Annotated in this window: 14 protein-coding genes; 11 read left to right on the forward strand and 3 right to left on the reverse strand. The window is 67.3% G+C overall.

Annotation, left to right across the window (positions count from 1 at the left end):
- Positions 1–220 precede the first annotated feature (220 nt).
- The 8 genes from AC1D1S_RS13125 to AC1D1S_RS13160 all read left to right on the forward strand — a co-directional run bounded on the left by AC1D1S_RS13125 (position 221) and on the right by AC1D1S_RS13160 (position 8,992).
- The gene (locus AC1D1S_RS13125; protein WP_028277198.1) at positions 221–604 is read left to right on the forward strand and encodes a hypothetical protein; all 384 of its coding nucleotides are present in this window, start codon (positions 221–223) and stop codon (positions 602–604) included.
- A 191-nt stretch (positions 605–795) separates the two neighbouring features.
- Positions 796–1,779 (forward strand): bifunctional riboflavin kinase/FAD synthetase, encoded by a 984-nt coding sequence (locus AC1D1S_RS13130; RefSeq protein WP_243181747.1) that lies wholly within the window; start codon positions 796–798, stop codon positions 1,777–1,779.
- Positions 1,780–1,875: 96 nt separating this feature from the next.
- On the forward strand, positions 1,876–2,730 hold the full coding sequence (gene kynA, locus AC1D1S_RS13135; RefSeq protein WP_028277200.1) for a tryptophan 2,3-dioxygenase: 855 nt from the start codon (positions 1,876–1,878) through the stop codon (positions 2,728–2,730).
- Complete coding sequence (kynU, locus tag AC1D1S_RS13140) at positions 2,727–4,076, forward strand: kynureninase (protein WP_476994663.1); 1,350 nt, start codon at positions 2,727–2,729, stop codon at positions 4,074–4,076. The genes kynA and kynU overlap by 4 nt, the downstream gene beginning before the upstream one ends.
- Before the next feature lie 139 nt (positions 4,077–4,215).
- Positions 4,216–4,485, forward strand: coding sequence for a 30S ribosomal protein S15 (rpsO, locus tag AC1D1S_RS13145; protein WP_018774485.1), 270 nt, complete (start codon positions 4,216–4,218; stop codon positions 4,483–4,485).
- A 247-nt stretch (positions 4,486–4,732) separates the two neighbouring features.
- Complete coding sequence (locus AC1D1S_RS13150; protein ID WP_243181749.1) at positions 4,733–6,982, forward strand: polyribonucleotide nucleotidyltransferase; 2,250 nt, start codon at positions 4,733–4,735, stop codon at positions 6,980–6,982.
- Positions 6,983–7,087: 105 nt separating this feature from the next.
- A complete protein-coding gene (locus AC1D1S_RS13155) occupies positions 7,088–8,437 on the forward strand; it encodes a M16 family metallopeptidase (protein ID WP_476994664.1) in 1,350 nt (449 codons plus the stop codon).
- 57 nt (positions 8,438–8,494) lie between these two features.
- On the forward strand, positions 8,495–8,992 hold the full coding sequence (locus tag AC1D1S_RS13160; protein WP_476994665.1) for a DUF1579 domain-containing protein: 498 nt from the start codon (positions 8,495–8,497) through the stop codon (positions 8,990–8,992).
- A 4-nt stretch (positions 8,993–8,996) separates the two neighbouring features.
- On the opposite strand, the gene AC1D1S_RS13165 is transcribed toward AC1D1S_RS13160, so the two are convergent.
- The 3 genes from AC1D1S_RS13165 to moaA all read right to left on the reverse strand — a co-directional run bounded on the left by AC1D1S_RS13165 (position 8,997) and on the right by moaA (position 10,796).
- Complete coding sequence (locus tag AC1D1S_RS13165) at positions 8,997–9,278, reverse strand: hypothetical protein (protein WP_028277204.1); 282 nt, start codon at positions 9,276–9,278, stop codon at positions 8,997–8,999.
- A gap of 104 nt (positions 9,279–9,382) precedes the next feature.
- Entirely contained in the window at positions 9,383–9,649 is a 267-nt protein-coding gene (locus tag AC1D1S_RS13170; RefSeq protein ID WP_229992995.1) for a MoaD/ThiS family protein, read from the reverse strand.
- 7 nt (positions 9,650–9,656) lie between these two features.
- Positions 9,657–10,796, reverse strand: a complete 1,140-nt coding sequence (gene moaA, locus AC1D1S_RS13175; protein ID WP_476994666.1) for a GTP 3',8-cyclase MoaA — start codon at positions 10,794–10,796, stop codon at positions 9,657–9,659.
- A 132-nt stretch (positions 10,797–10,928) separates the two neighbouring features.
- Here moaA and AC1D1S_RS13180 point away from each other — a divergent pair, with 132 nt between their 5' ends.
- The 3 genes from AC1D1S_RS13180 to AC1D1S_RS13190 all read left to right on the forward strand — a co-directional run.
- Positions 10,929–11,669: a response regulator transcription factor gene (locus tag AC1D1S_RS13180; RefSeq protein WP_476994667.1), complete on the forward strand. Its 741-nt coding sequence runs from the start codon at positions 10,929–10,931 to the stop codon at positions 11,667–11,669.
- Positions 11,656–13,023, forward strand: a complete 1,368-nt coding sequence (locus AC1D1S_RS13185; RefSeq protein ID WP_476994668.1) for a sensor histidine kinase — start codon at positions 11,656–11,658, stop codon at positions 13,021–13,023. The genes AC1D1S_RS13180 and AC1D1S_RS13185 overlap by 14 nt, the downstream gene beginning before the upstream one ends.
- On the forward strand, positions 13,020–14,087 hold a 1,068-nt coding region (locus AC1D1S_RS13190), incomplete at its 3' end, for a molybdopterin-dependent oxidoreductase (protein ID WP_476994669.1). The genes AC1D1S_RS13185 and AC1D1S_RS13190, both read left to right, overlap by 4 nt.

Raw genomic sequence — 14,087 nt, forward strand, 5'->3', positions numbered from 1 at the left:
GCACCGGAATCCCCTGGTTCATCCCGCCACCCCACCTCGACCCAGCCCGGACACCCCGACGGAACAGCTACTTCCGCCTGGAGTGACCCCGTCGCCTGGACTGAAGCTCGCCTCGACTGACTCGGTGGGACCCCCGAAATCAGCGCCCTACGTCGCCGGGCTCCCTGCACCGGGCCGAAAGTCCCAAGCATGCGCGCCCGGTCGGGCCTAGGGTGGAGGCATGGACCAGCGCAGTCTGATGCTGCGGGCAGTAAAGACGCTCCACACCCTTGCCTGGCTCGTGATCGAGGCCTGTATGGCTTACGTCCTGTACGCCGGCATCACGGGCCGAAATGACCGGAAAACGAGGGCTGCCGCCGTCGTGGTTGCCAGCGAATCGCTGATTTTTGCGGGCACCGGCTTCCAATGCCCGCTGACCGTCGTCGCGAAAAATCTTGGCGACGGCTCTGGCTCCGTCACGGACATTTACCTGCCGCGGTGGTTAGCGAATATCCTGCCCGGGCTCCACGTCCCCCTCATCCTCGTCGCCGTGCTGCTGCATTGGCGGAATTGGCGGAAACAGACGGTGCGCGACAGCGAGCGGCGGCTTTTGCTCGGGCGCTAGTGCGCGCCCGCCTCACACCTTCGCCCTGCCGCCGATTAACCGTGGTCCCTCCGGCGGGGCCTTTACGCGGATGCCCCGAAAGCCCGGCGGACCGTCCGGGAGTTGCCCGGATTGCGGGTAATCTAAGAGAGTTCCGGAGCCGGCACGGTCGCTCCGGAGCAGTTCATGGCAGGCAGCAAAAGGCGAGGTTGATGGTCCACATCTGGAACGATCTGTCCGAGGTCCCGGCGGACTTTGGTCCTTCGGTTGTCACGTTCGGCAATTTCGACGGCGTGCACCGCGGCCACCAGCAGGTGCTGTCGCAGCTGATCCGTACCGCCCGGTTGAACCACGCACGCGCCGTCGCCATCACCTTCGACCCGCACCCCGCGCAGGTACACCGCCCGGAATCGGCTCCCGAACTGATCATGGGGCTGGAGGACAAGCTCGTGGCTCTTGGAGAGCTCGGCCTCGATGCCGTGCTGGTGATGAAGTACTCGATGGAGCTCGCCAGCCTCACTCCCGAGGAATTCGTCGCGACTGTGCTGGTCGACAGCCTCAAGGCCAGCCACGTGGTGGTCGGCCACGACGCCCGGTTTGGCCGCGGCAATTCCGGCGACCTCGCCACCATGCAGGAGCTGGGCAAGAAGCTCGGGTTCGAGGTGCTGGTCATCAGCGAATTCGGCTCAGAGGGCTTTCCCATCCACGACGACGACGGCACGGACCGCCGCTGTTCGTCCACGTGGGTGCGCGAGGCCCTGCGCGCGGGCGACGTCGCCACCGCCGCTGCCGTCCTCGGCAGGCCGCACCGGATGCGCGGCGAGGTGGTGCACGGTGCCGCACGCGGCCGCGACCTCGGGTTCCCCACCGCGAACCTCTCCTCGACGGCCACCGGGTACATCCCCGCGGACGGCATCTACGCCGGCTGGCTCGTGGACCAGGCAGGCACGCGCTGGCCCGCCGCCATCTCCGTGGGCTCGAACCCGACGTTCGACGGCGTGAGCCGTCAGGTCGAGGCCCACGTGATCGACCGCCCGGAAGAGTCTCCCGACGACTTCGATCTGTACGACCAGACAGTTGTGGTGGAATTTGTCGCCAGGCTCCGCGGCATGGTGGCGTACCGTGGGGCTGAAGCTTTGGTGGAGCAGATGCGCCTGGACGTCGTCCAGGCCCACGACCTCCTGTTCGCCCACTAAAAACCCGGCCGGATCGGCGTCGGCCCCCGCGCGGACAATGTTCTGATTCACTGGAGCGCGCTGATTCACAGCCACTTGGCAAGGAAGGCAAGACACGTGACCATCGAGAAAAACACGAGGGAACTGGACCAGGACATTGTCCGGGATTTCAGTGCGCGGATGAGCTACGCGTCGTACCTGCAGTTGCCCACCCTGCTCAGCGCCCAGCAGCCGGTCAGCACCCCGGAACACCACGACGAGATGCTGTTCATCATCCAGCACCAGACCACGGAGCTGTGGCTGAAGCTGGTATTGCACGAGCTTCGCAGCGCCGCCGCGTGGCTGCGGTCGGACGACCTCGGGTCCGCCCTGAAGGCGATCGCCCGCGTCAAGCACATTCAGAAGACGCTCACCGAGCAATGGTCCGTGCTGGCCACCCTGACGCCCACCGAGTACTCCCAGTTCCGCGGCTTCCTCGGCAATTCGTCCGGATTCCAGTCCAGCCAGTACCGTGCGGTGGAGTTCCTCCTCGGCAACAAGAACGCCAAGATGCTTCCGGTGTTCGAATCGGACCCCGAGGCCCACGAGATGCTGCGCGAACTGCTCGAAGCCCCCAGCATCTACGACGATTTCCTCGCCTATCTCAAGCGCCAGGGCTTTGACGTCCCTGACTCCCTGCTGGAGCGCGACGTCACCAAGGCCCACGAGTTCTGCCCCGAACTGGTCCCGGTGTTCAAGTACATCTACGAGAACGCCGCCGACAACTGGGGCGCATACGAGGCCTGCGAGGAACTTGTGGACCTTGAGGACAACTTCCAGCTGTGGCGTTTCCGCCACCTGCGCACCGTCCAGCGGACCATCGGCATGAAGGCCGGCACCGGCGGATCCAGCGGCGCCGCGTTCCTGCAGAAGGCCCTCGAACTGACCTTCTTCCCCGAGCTCTTCGCCGTGCGGACGGAGATCGGCCAGTGAGCATCTCCGCCAACACCGAATCGACGGACAGCCTGTGGCAGCGCGCCCTTGAGCTCGACGCCGCGGATCCGCTGGCCGGCTACCGCGACCACTTCGTCGGCACGGACACGGACCTGTCCTACCTGGACGGCAACTCCCTGGGCCGTCCGCTCAAGCGGACCGTCACCGACATCAGCAGCTTCATCCAGGACCGCTGGGGCGGCCGCCTGATCCGGGGCTGGGACGAGGAATGGCTCGAACTGCCCGAGAAGATCGGCGACCAGCTCGGCCGCGCCGTGCTCGGCGCGGCGCCGGGGCAGACGATCATTGCCGATTCCACCACCGTGGTGCTGTACAAGCTCATCCGCGCCGCGCTGGCAGCCGTCACTGATCCGGCCCGGACCGAGATCGTCCTGGACACGGATAATTTCCCCACGGACCGCTACCTGGTGGAGGGAATCGCACGTGAAGAAGGCCTGACCCTTCGCTGGATCGACGCCGATCCCGCCTCCGGCGTCACCGTCGAGCAGGTGCGGGACGCCACCGGCCCGGCCACCGCCGTCGTGGTCCTGAGCCAGATCGCCTACCGCTCCGGCTTCCTCGCGGACCTGCCGGGCATCACCGCGGCAATCCACGACGCCGGCGCCCTGGTGGTGTGGGACCTGTGCCACTCCGCCGGGTCTGTAGAGATCGCTTTGGACGACGCCGACGTCGACTTCGCGGCAGGCTGCACCTACAAATATCTGAACGGGGGACCGGGCTCGCCCGCATTCGCCTACATCAACGCACGGCACCTGGCCGGGCTGCAGCAGCCCATCTGGGGCTGGATGGGGCGCAGGGACGCGTTCGAGATGGGTCCTGGCTACGAGGCCGCCCCCGGCATCCGCGGCTTCCTTAGCGGCACTCCGGCGATCTTCGGGATGCTCGCCATGCGCGGCACCCTGGACCTGATCGAGGAGGCGGGGATGGCGTCACTGCGGGAGAAGTCACGGCTGCTGACCGCTTATGCCCTCGAACTTTACGACGCCTGGCTGGCGCCGGCCGGCGTGCAGCTGTCCACCCCGCGGGCGGCGGAACTGCGCGGCAGCCACGTGACGATCGACCACCCGGCCTTCCGTGAAATGACGGCCACATTGTGGGACCAAGACGTGATTCCCGATTTCCGCGCCCCGCAGGGCCTCCGGATCGGGCTCTCGCCGCTCAGCACATCCTTCGCGGAGCTTTACCGGGGCGTCGCCGCTATTCGCGAACTTCTCGCAGCCCAGGAAAGTGGAAAACCGCAACCGCCGCAGGCAGCTGGCGCGCCGGCAGAGTCGGCGGCCGCGCCCGGCGGTTTCGACAAGACCGCGGACGTGCCACTAAACTGAACGTTGGATCCGGCTGCAGTCCGTGGCGGCTGGCTCCTGTTGTGTACGGAATGCCCGGCTTCGGCGGGGGGATTCCGGGACGGCACCCCCGGCAGTGACTTACTGATTCGGGCCTCACGGCACATCTCTAGGAGTTATTGTGGCACTTGAAGCCGCTGTAAAGCAGTCCATCATCAAGGATTTCGCAACGTCCGAGGGCGACACCGGTTCGCCGGAGGTCCAGGTTGCAGTCCTGACTCAGCGGATCAAGGATCTCACTGAGCACATGAAGGAGCACAAGCACGATTACCACACCCAGCGCGGTCTGCTGGCCATGGTTGGTCGTCGCAAGCGCATGCTCACCTACCTCAAGAACACTGACATCACCCGCTACCGTAAGCTCATCGAGCGCCTCGGCCTGCGTCGCTAGTCAGCTTTAAGGGGCGGCCCCTTCCGGACCGGAAAGGGCCGCCTTCTTCAGGAAAAAACTAAACAGGAGGATCAACCGCATCACGCATTCGCGGTCCTCGGTAGTGATCCCCGGGAACGGCCTCAAGGAATGAGGCCCGGCCCGTGGGTCTCGATCGATGACCGGGTGCAGTGCAGGCCAGTAGACAGATGCTGGACTGGGTTGATGCGGCTGGGCTCCGTGAACCAAGAAACGGAGGTGACTCTCTATGGAGGGTCCCGAAATCCAGTTCTCAGAAGCAATCATTGACAATGGCCGCTTCGGCAAGCGTGTAATCCGCTTTGAAACCGGCCGCCTTGCCAAGCAGGCAGCCGGCGCAGCGATGGTCTACATCGATGAAGAGACCGCGCTGCTGTCCGCAACCACCGCCGGCAAGCACCCGCGTGAAGGTTTCGACTTCTTCCCGCTGACCGTCGACGTCGAAGAGCGTATGTACGCCGCCGGCCGCATCCCGGGCTCGTTCTTCCGCCGCGAAGGCCGTCCCTCCACGGAAGCCATCCTGGCCTGCCGCCTCATGGACCGCCCGCTGCGCCCCGCGTTCGTCAAGGGCCTGCGCAACGAAGTCCAGATCGTCGTCACCGTGCTGTCCATCAACCCGGACGAGCTCTACGACGTCGTCGCGATCAACGCGTCCTCGATGTCCACCCAGCTTTCCGGCCTGCCCTTCTCCGGCCCGATCGGCGGCGTCCGCGTTGCCCTCGTTGCCGACGAGAACGGCTCGCAGTGGGTTGCGTTCCCGAAGCACTCCCAGCTCGAGAACGCCGTCTTCAACATGGTCGTCGCCGGCCGCATCGCCGGTGACGACGTCGCCATCATGATGGTTGAAGCCGAAGCCACCGACAACTCCTGGAACCTCATCAAGGAACAGGGCGCCACCGCCCCGACCGAAGAGGTTGTCTCCGAGGGCCTCGAGGCTGCCAAGCCGTTCATCAAGGCCCTCTGCGAAGCACAGTCCGACCTGGCAGCCCGCGCCGCCAAGCCGACCGTCGAGTTCCCGGTCTTCCTGGACTACCAGGACGACGTCTACGCCGCCGTGGAGTCCGCTGCCGCCGAGAAGCTGGCCGCTGTCTTCCAGATCGCCGACAAGCAGGAACGCGACACCGCGTCCGACGAGCTCAAGGACGAGGTCACTTCTTCCCTGGCCGGCCAGTTCGAAGGCCGCGAGAAGGAGCTGTCCGCAGCCTTCCGCTCCGTCACCAAGCAGGTTGTGCGCCAGCGCATCCTCAAGGACCAGATCCGCATCGACGGCCGCGGCCTGACGGACATCCGCCAGCTCACCGCCGAGGTTGAGGTTCTGCCCCGCGTCCACGGCTCGGCCATCTTCGAACGCGGCGAGACCCAGATCATGGGTGTCACCACGCTGAACATGCTCAAGATGGAACAGCAGATCGACTCGCTGTCTCCCGTGACGCGCAAGCGCTACATGCACAACTACAACTTCCCGCCGTACTCCACCGGCGAGACCGGCCGCGTCGGTTCCCCGAAGCGCCGCGAAATCGGCCACGGTGCCCTCGCAGAGCGCGCCATCATGCCGGTGCTGCCGTCCCGCGAGGAATTCCCCTACGCCATCCGCCAGGTGTCTGAGGCTCTCAGCTCCAACGGTTCGACGTCGATGGGTTCCGTCTGCGCCTCCACGCTGTCCCTGCTGAACGCAGGCGTGCCGCTGAAGGCTGCTGTTGCCGGTATCGCCATGGGCCTGGTCTCCGACCAGGTCGACGGCCAGACCCGTTACGCCGCCCTGACCGATATCCTCGGCGCCGAAGATGCCTTCGGTGACATGGACTTCAAGGTTGCCGGTACCTCCGAGTTCGTCACGGCCATCCAGCTGGACACGAAGCTCGACGGCATCCCGGCCTCGGTTCTGGCCGCCGCCCTGAAGCAGGCCCGCGAAGCCCGCCTGCACATCCTGGACGTCCTGAACTCCGCGATCGACACCCCGGACGAGCTCTCCGAGTTCGCGCCGCGCGTCATCGCGGTCAAGATCCCGGTTGACAAGATCGGCGAGGTCATCGGCCCGAAGGGCAAGATGATCAACCAGATCCAGGAAGACACCGGAGCCGACATCTCGATCGAGGACGACGGAACTGTCTACATTGGCGCCACCAACGGCCCGTCTGCCGACGCAGCACGGTCCGCGATCAACGCCATCGCCAACCCGCAGATCCCGGAAATCGGTGAGCGCTACCTGGGCACGGTCGTCAAGACCACCACCTTCGGCGCCTTCGTTTCCCTGACCCCGGGCAAGGACGGCCTCCTGCACATCTCCGAGCTGCGCAAGATCGCCGGCGGCAAGCGCGTGGACAACGTCGACGACGTCGTCTCCGTGGGCCAGAAGATCCAGGTGGAAATCACCAAGATCGACGATCGCGGAAAGCTGTCCCTCTCGCCCGTAGTGGCTGAGGAGGCTGGCGCGGAAAACGCTGACGACGCCGAGGTCTCCGCGGACGCCGCAGAGTAGTCTCTCCTGAGTCAAAAAGCGGGGCCGGTGGATCAACCACCGGCCCCGCTGCTGTTAAAGGTAGGATGGCAGGCAGATTTGGCATGTGTTCAATGAAAGGCCTTGATGACTGTCGTCCCCCTGCCGCTAGAGCAGAACCAGCACGCTGACACCCTGATCCACGGCGCCGACGGCGGCTCCGAGGTGCGACGCTCGGTCCTGCCCGGCGGCGTCCGCGTCCTCACCGAAGCGATGCCGGGCCAGCGCTCTGCCACGATCGGTTTCTGGGTCGGCGTCGGCTCCCGCGACGAGGCTCCCGGCCAGCACGGCTCAACGCACTTCCTGGAGCACCTGCTCTTCAAGGGCACCAAGCGCCGCACCGCGCTGGAGATCGCCTCGGCCTTCGACGAGGTCGGCGGGGAATCCAATGCGGCCACCGCGAAGGAGAGCACCTGCTACTTCGCCCGCGTGCTGGACACGGACCTTCCCATGGCGATCGACGTCATCGCGGACATGATCACCGGCGCGGTCCTGGACCCGCAGGAGATGGAGCAGGAGCGGGACGTCATCCTCGAGGAAATCGCCATGGACAGCGACGATCCCACCGACGTCGCGCACGAGAACTTCGTGGCCGCCGTGCTGGGAACGCACCCGCTGGGCCGCCCCATCGGCGGCACGCCGGCAGCCATCCGGGCCGTGGCGCGCGACTCGGTGTGGGACCACTACCGCCGCTACTACCGTCCCGACGAGCTCGTGGTCACCGCGGCCGGCGGCCTGGACCACGACGTCGTCTGCGGGCTCGTGGTGGATGCCCTGCACTCCGCCGGCTGGAACCTTGAGGCCGCGGCCGCCCCCGTGCAGCGCCGCTCCACCGAACGTGCATCGATCACCGGCACGGCCGGCCTGCATGTGGTCAAGAGGCAGGTGGAGCAGGCCAACATCATTATGGGTTGCCCGTCGCTGGTCGCCACCGACGGCCGCCGCTTTGTGATGAGTGTGCTCAACGCCGTCCTCGGCGGCGGCATGTCCTCCCGCCTCTTCCAGGAGGTCCGGGAAAAGCGCGGACTCGTCTACTCGACCTACTCTTTCGCCTCCTCCTACGCCGATGCCGGCTATTTCGGCATGTACGCCGGATGCACCCCGTCGAAGGTCCGTCAGGTCATTGATCTGCTGGGCGGTGAACTGGACAAGCTGGCTGCCGACGGCATCTCAGACGAGGAGCTCCGCAAGGCGGAGGGGCAGCTGTGCGGCGGAATCGTGCTGGCGCTGGAGGACACCGGTTCCCGGATGTCCCGGCTGGGCCGCGCGGAACTGGTGTCCGGCGAGTACCAGGACATCGATGAGACCCTCCGCCAGATCAAGGCCGTCACAGCCGCGGAGGTCCAGGAGCTCGCCCGTGAGCTCGCGGCAGCCCCGCGGACCGTCACGGTGGTCGGGCCGTTCGAGGAAACCGAGACGTTCGGGCTCCTGGCCTAGACATTCCAACTGGCACGGCGTCATGATAGTGGCGGGGTCACTCGGGAGGAACTCCGTATGGGAGAAACTGTGGACCGGCCGCTGCCAGGTAGTGCATGCGAGGCGCTTGAGGCTTTCCTGGGCCATTGGACGGGAACCACGCACTGGGAGGCAACCGCGTGGGGTCCGGCGCGCACCGCGGACACCGAGATTATCTTTTCCCGGGCAGCCGCCGGGCTTGCGGTCACCCAGAGCTACCGGCACACGGATGCGGACGGGACCCGGTCCGAGGGCCACGGTGTCTTCACGACGGACCCGGACCATCCCGAGGCCTTCTGGTACCACGTCAACAGCTTGGGGTTGCCGCCCGAGGGACCCGCGCGCGCCAGCATGGAAGGCGGCACCTTGACCGTGGAACGCCGGAGTGACCGCGGCACCGCACGGCACACCTTCCGGGTGGACGACGGTGAACTGACTCACGCCGCCGGTCTCCGCCTGGGCAGGGCGAGTGACTTCACGCCCTTCATGACCACCGTGTGCCGTCGCGTCGCTGAGGGCGCCTCCGTCCCGGTGTGAGGTCTCAGGATGCGGCTTCGAGGATCCGGGTCTTTGGAGCCCCTTGTAGGGCCGGGGCGGCGTCGGCGGAGTTCCAGACCTTCGCCTGAAGATTGGCCAACAAGGCTTCCGCTTGCTCGCGTTGGTCGAAGTCCAACTCGACCACCACATAGTGCGGGTCGTCCACCGGGCGGCTGATCCGGTACGCAGTGACACCAGACGCCGCCCGGTTCACCGGATCGCGGTCGAAGGCGGTCTTCCACATGCCAAAATCCTTGATCCTGTGCTCAATCTGCAGTGTGAACATGGCGCTCTCCTGATTGTTTGTCGCCTGCCGCGGGGTAGTCCACACTCTAGGACCGGTCCGGTCCACGCGATAGCCCGCCAGTGCCGGGCCCAGCTGTGCTGTGCCTACCCGCCGGCGAACGGCGGCAGCACGTCGACGACGTCGGCGGGCTTGAGCGCCGCGGCATGGTCCCGCACGGCAACTTCGTTGAGCAGGAAGCTGGAGCGGGACAGGATGCGGGCCAGCGGCGGCGTACCGGCCGGCGGTTCGGGGCGCTCGACGGCGAGGATCGCCTCGAGCAGCGAGGCGAGGGTGTCGCCGTCGGCGAGGTCGTAGCGTTCTTCATCCACGCCGGCGGCAGCGCGTGCGGCAGCGAAGTAGCGTACATTCACGAAAAAATCAGCCTCCGATGGCGCTCATGCTGCGGTCCGGCTGGACGAAGTCGGGCGCGTCGAGGCCCACATGGTCCATGCCGTGGGCCTTGGGCTTGATCCACATGGCATCCTGCCAGCGTTCGGCGAGCTGTTCGTCGCTGGCACCCTCGCGCAGCAGCCCCAGCAGATCCACTTCCTCGCGTGAGAACAGGCAGCTCATGATCTTGCCCTCGGCGGTGATGCGCGTCCGGCGGCAGTCCGAGCAGAACGGCTCCGTGACGGAGGCGATGATGCCCACAGTGCCGAGCAGAGGGCCGGTGGCGCGGTCGGTGCCGGGAACCCGGGCCCGGACTTCGAAGCGTTCCGCCGGGGCGCCGTCGCGGTCCCGCGGGTCGGAACTGAGCACGTAGTCGACCGAGAGCAGTTCGCGGATCTCCGCGGCGGTGATCATGTTCCGCCGGGTCCAGCCGTGGTCCGCGTCGAGCGGCATCTGTTCGATGAAGCGCAGTTCATAGCCGCGGTCCAGTGCCCAGGCCAGGAGGGTCGGTGACTCGGCGTCGTTGATCCCGCGCATGAGTACAGCGTTGAGCTTGACCGGGCCCAGGCCTGCGGCCCAGGCGGCGTCGACGCCGGCGAGGACCCTGTCCAGGAAGGGCCGGCGGGTCAGCTTGGTAAAGGTTTCTTCATGCAGGGAGTCGAGCGAGACGTTGATTCTGGTCAGTCCCGCGGCTTTGAGTCCGGCGGCCTTCTTGTCCAGGCCGACGGCGTTGGTGGTCATCGAGATTGGCAGGTCGGGGTGGGCCTGGCGGAGCGCGGCGATGATCTGCAGCAGGTCCGCGCGCACCAGGGGCTCGCCGCCGGTCAGCCGCAGTTCGCGCACGCCGAGCATGTCGACGCCGATCCGTACGATCCGGACGATTTCCTCCGCGGACATCACCGCCTGTTTGGACAGCCATTCCAGGCCCTCGGCCGGCATGCAATAGGTGCAACGCAGATTGCACTTGTCCGTCAGTGAGAGGCGCATGTCCGTGGCACGGCGGCCGTAGCGATCCACGAGCCCGGCAGTCAGGCCCTCCGGACGCCCGGGCAGCGCGGCTGCAGCAGGCATTACCGCTCCGGGACTGCCTGCCGCGCGGGGCTGGGGCATACCCAGTTGAACTGTCATAGAGTCAGGCTACGCCACCTCGCGGCCCACGTCACAGCCGCATGACGGCACGGATATTACAGATTCGGGAACGATGTCCCGCGGGGGTCCGGAGCCCTGCCCGGACCGTGGCGGCGAACCTATGCTGGAAGCGTGAACAAGACCCAGCCGGCCCCGGACGCAACGGAGTACCGGCGCATCCTTCTCGTCGAGGACGAACCGACCATCGCCGGAGTGGTCCGGGACTACCTCGTCCAGGCGGGATACCAGGTGGTCCTCGCAGCCGACGGGTTCACGGCCCTGCGCCTTGCGGCCGAACGCCGCCCGGACCTCGTCCTGCTGGACCGGATGCTGCCGGGCCTGGACGGTGTGGAAGTCTGCCGCCGGCTCCGTGCCGCACACAGTGTCCCGGTCATCATGCTCACTGCCCTCGGAACGGAAGACGACCGGATCCTCGGCCTGGAAGCCGGCGCGGACGACTACGTCACCAAGCCGTTCTCGCCCCGCGAGCTGGTGCTGCGGGTCCGGTCGGTCCTGCGCAGGAGCATTCCCGAATTCAGCCCGGAGCCCTCCGTCGAAGTAGGCGGTTTCGACCTCAACCCGGCCGCCCGCACCGTCTCACGCCACGGCACGCCCCTGGCGCTGACGGCCCGGGAGTTCGACCTGCTGGCCTTCATGCTCCGCCGTCCCCGGCAGGTCTTCAGCCGCGAGGAACTCATGAAGGCGGTCTGGGGCTGGGACTACGGGGACCTGTCCACTGTCACGGTGCACGTCCGGAGGCTGCGGGAGAAGATCGAGGACGACCCCACCCGCCCCTCCGTCCTGAAAACGGTCTGGGGCGTGGGGTACCGGCTGGACCCCAGCGATGAGGAGTCCGCCGATGCAGACCTCTGAACTCCTGACCATCATCGGCTGGGCCGTGGCCTGGGGAGCCTTGATCGGGGCCGCGTCGCTGCTCATCCTGAAATCCCTGCGCCGGGCCTCGTTCGCGGTCCAGATCTGTGTGGTGGTGCTCGCCGCCGTGGCGGTCCTGACGGCCGGAATGGTCAGCGCCTTCAACGCCATGTTCATCTCGGCCCGGGACCTCGAAGTGATGTGGTACGTCCTGGCCGTGGCGTCCGCCGTGGCTGTTTCGATCGCGCTCGTGCTCGGAGCGAGGGTCTCGCGGAACGCCAAGGCGCTGGTCGAGGCTGCCCGGAGCATCGGCCGCGGCGAGAGCCCCGGGATCCAGTCCCCGGTGATGAGCCACGAACTTGCCGCCCTCGCCGCCGAGCTCGAATCCAGCAGCCGGATGCTGGAGGCCTCCCGGCAGCGTGAGGCTGCGGTAGAGAACGCCCGCCGCGAACTGGTCAGCTGGATCTCCCACGACCTGCGGACGCCGCTGGCGAGCATGCGCGCCATGACCGAGGCCCTGGAAGACGGGATGGCCGCGGATGTTCCCGGCTATTACCGCAAACTCATCGCGCAGACCGACCTCATGGCCGGCATGGTCAACGACCTCCTGGAATTGTCGAAGATCCATGCCGGAACGATGCGGCTCAAGGCCGAGCCGTTGGACCTGTACGACCTCGCCAGCGACGCCATTGCCGACCTCGCCGCGCTGGCGGAGCAGCACGGCATTACGCTCGACGGCGGCGGCCAACGGGAAAGCCTGGCCCTCGCCGACGGCCCCTCGATGGGACGTGCCATCCGGAACGTCGTGCTCAACGCGATCGTCCACAGCAGACCCGGCTCCAGGGTCACCGTGGAAGTCGGCCGGGACGGTGACCGGGCCGTCGTCGCGGTCACCGACGGCTGCGGCGGAATCCCGGAAGCGGACCTCCCGCATGTGTTCGAAACCGGCTGGCAGAAGGACCCGGCGCGGCGGCAGGCCGGCCGTTGGGCCGCCCCGGACGACGGACTGGACGGTATGGCCCCTGATGGCGCGGCCCCGGGCGACGGCTTCCGGGTGCCCGGGCCGGATGAGCCGGCGGGCGTCATGCGCTACAGCGGCGCCGGCCTTGGCCTGAGCATCGTCGCCGGAATCGTCAGCGCCCATCAAGGCACCGTCACCGTGGAGAACGTCGACGGCGGATGTCGGTTCTCGCTGCTGCTCCCCGGCCAGGGAGCAGCCGGCCAGGAGCCGGGTGGCAGCCACGGCACTTCTGCCGGGGGAGCATCAGCCCCGGCAGCAGCAGCCCAGGGCACACACAACAGGATTCCGCGCGACGCGGTAGAGGAAGAACTCCGGACGGGACGGGCACAGTGAGCAGCGGCGTCGGCTTTGACGGGCAGGGGAAGGAAACCGGCGGCACACTCGCCGGCAGGGAACAGCAGCATCCGGAACCGGGAGTCCGGCAGCGGCAGTCCCGGGACCTGTGGGCCGCCGGGGCCGGACTGGTGGCCGTGGGGGCGGCGGTGGTCCTCGGTGAACTCACGGCCAGCCTGGTGAGCCCCACGGTGTCTCCGGTGACGGCCGTCGGCGGGGTCGTGATCGACACCGTCCCGCCGGGCGTCAAGGAGTGGGCCATTTCCTTGTTCGGCACGGCGGACAAGGTGGCGCTGCTAGGCGGCATGGCACTGGTCATCGCCGCGCTCGCGGCGCTCTCCGGAGTCCTCGAAGTGCGGCGCCGTTTCGCCGGGGTGATTCTCATCGCGGTGTTCGGCGCGGTAGGGCTCGTGGCCGTGCTGAGCCGGGCCGACCTGACCGCCAACGCCATCCCCGTCCCGGTGCTGGTGGCACTGGTGGGGATCGCGCTGTTGCGGTGGCTCATCCGGAAACTGTTGGAGTGGCAACCCGATGCCGGCCGGCGGGCGGCGGTGGCGTCCGGCCCGTCGGAAACACCACCGGTTGAGCCGGCCCCGCAGGACGCCCCTGCCGCGGCGCGTGCAGATGCCACAGCCAACGACGCCGGGCCCGCCCGGCGCCGGTTCCTGTTGGCGCTGGGCGGGACAGCCGCGGTTGCCGCCGTCGCCGGTGTGCTCGCCTCCACCCTCAGGGGAGCTGCCGCCGTCGTCAGCGAAGTGCGCAGCAAGCTGGTCCTCCCCGTGCCCGCCGCTCCCGCGCCGCCCATCCCGGCCGGCGCCGAGATCCGGCTGGACGGGCTGGGCCCGCTCGTAACGCCGAACAGGGATTTCTACCGGATCGACACCGCCCTGCGCGTTCCCCTGGTGGACCCGGCGGAATGGACGCTGAAAGTCACGGGCCTGGTGGAACGGGAGATTGAGCTCGACTACGCCACCCTCCTGGCCAAACCCCTGACGGAACGGCACGTGACCATCGCCTGCGTCTCCAACGAGGTCGGCGGGGACCTGATCGGCAATGCCCGCTGG

The sequence above is a fragment of the Arthrobacter sp. P1_A5 genome (assembly GCF_056406825.1).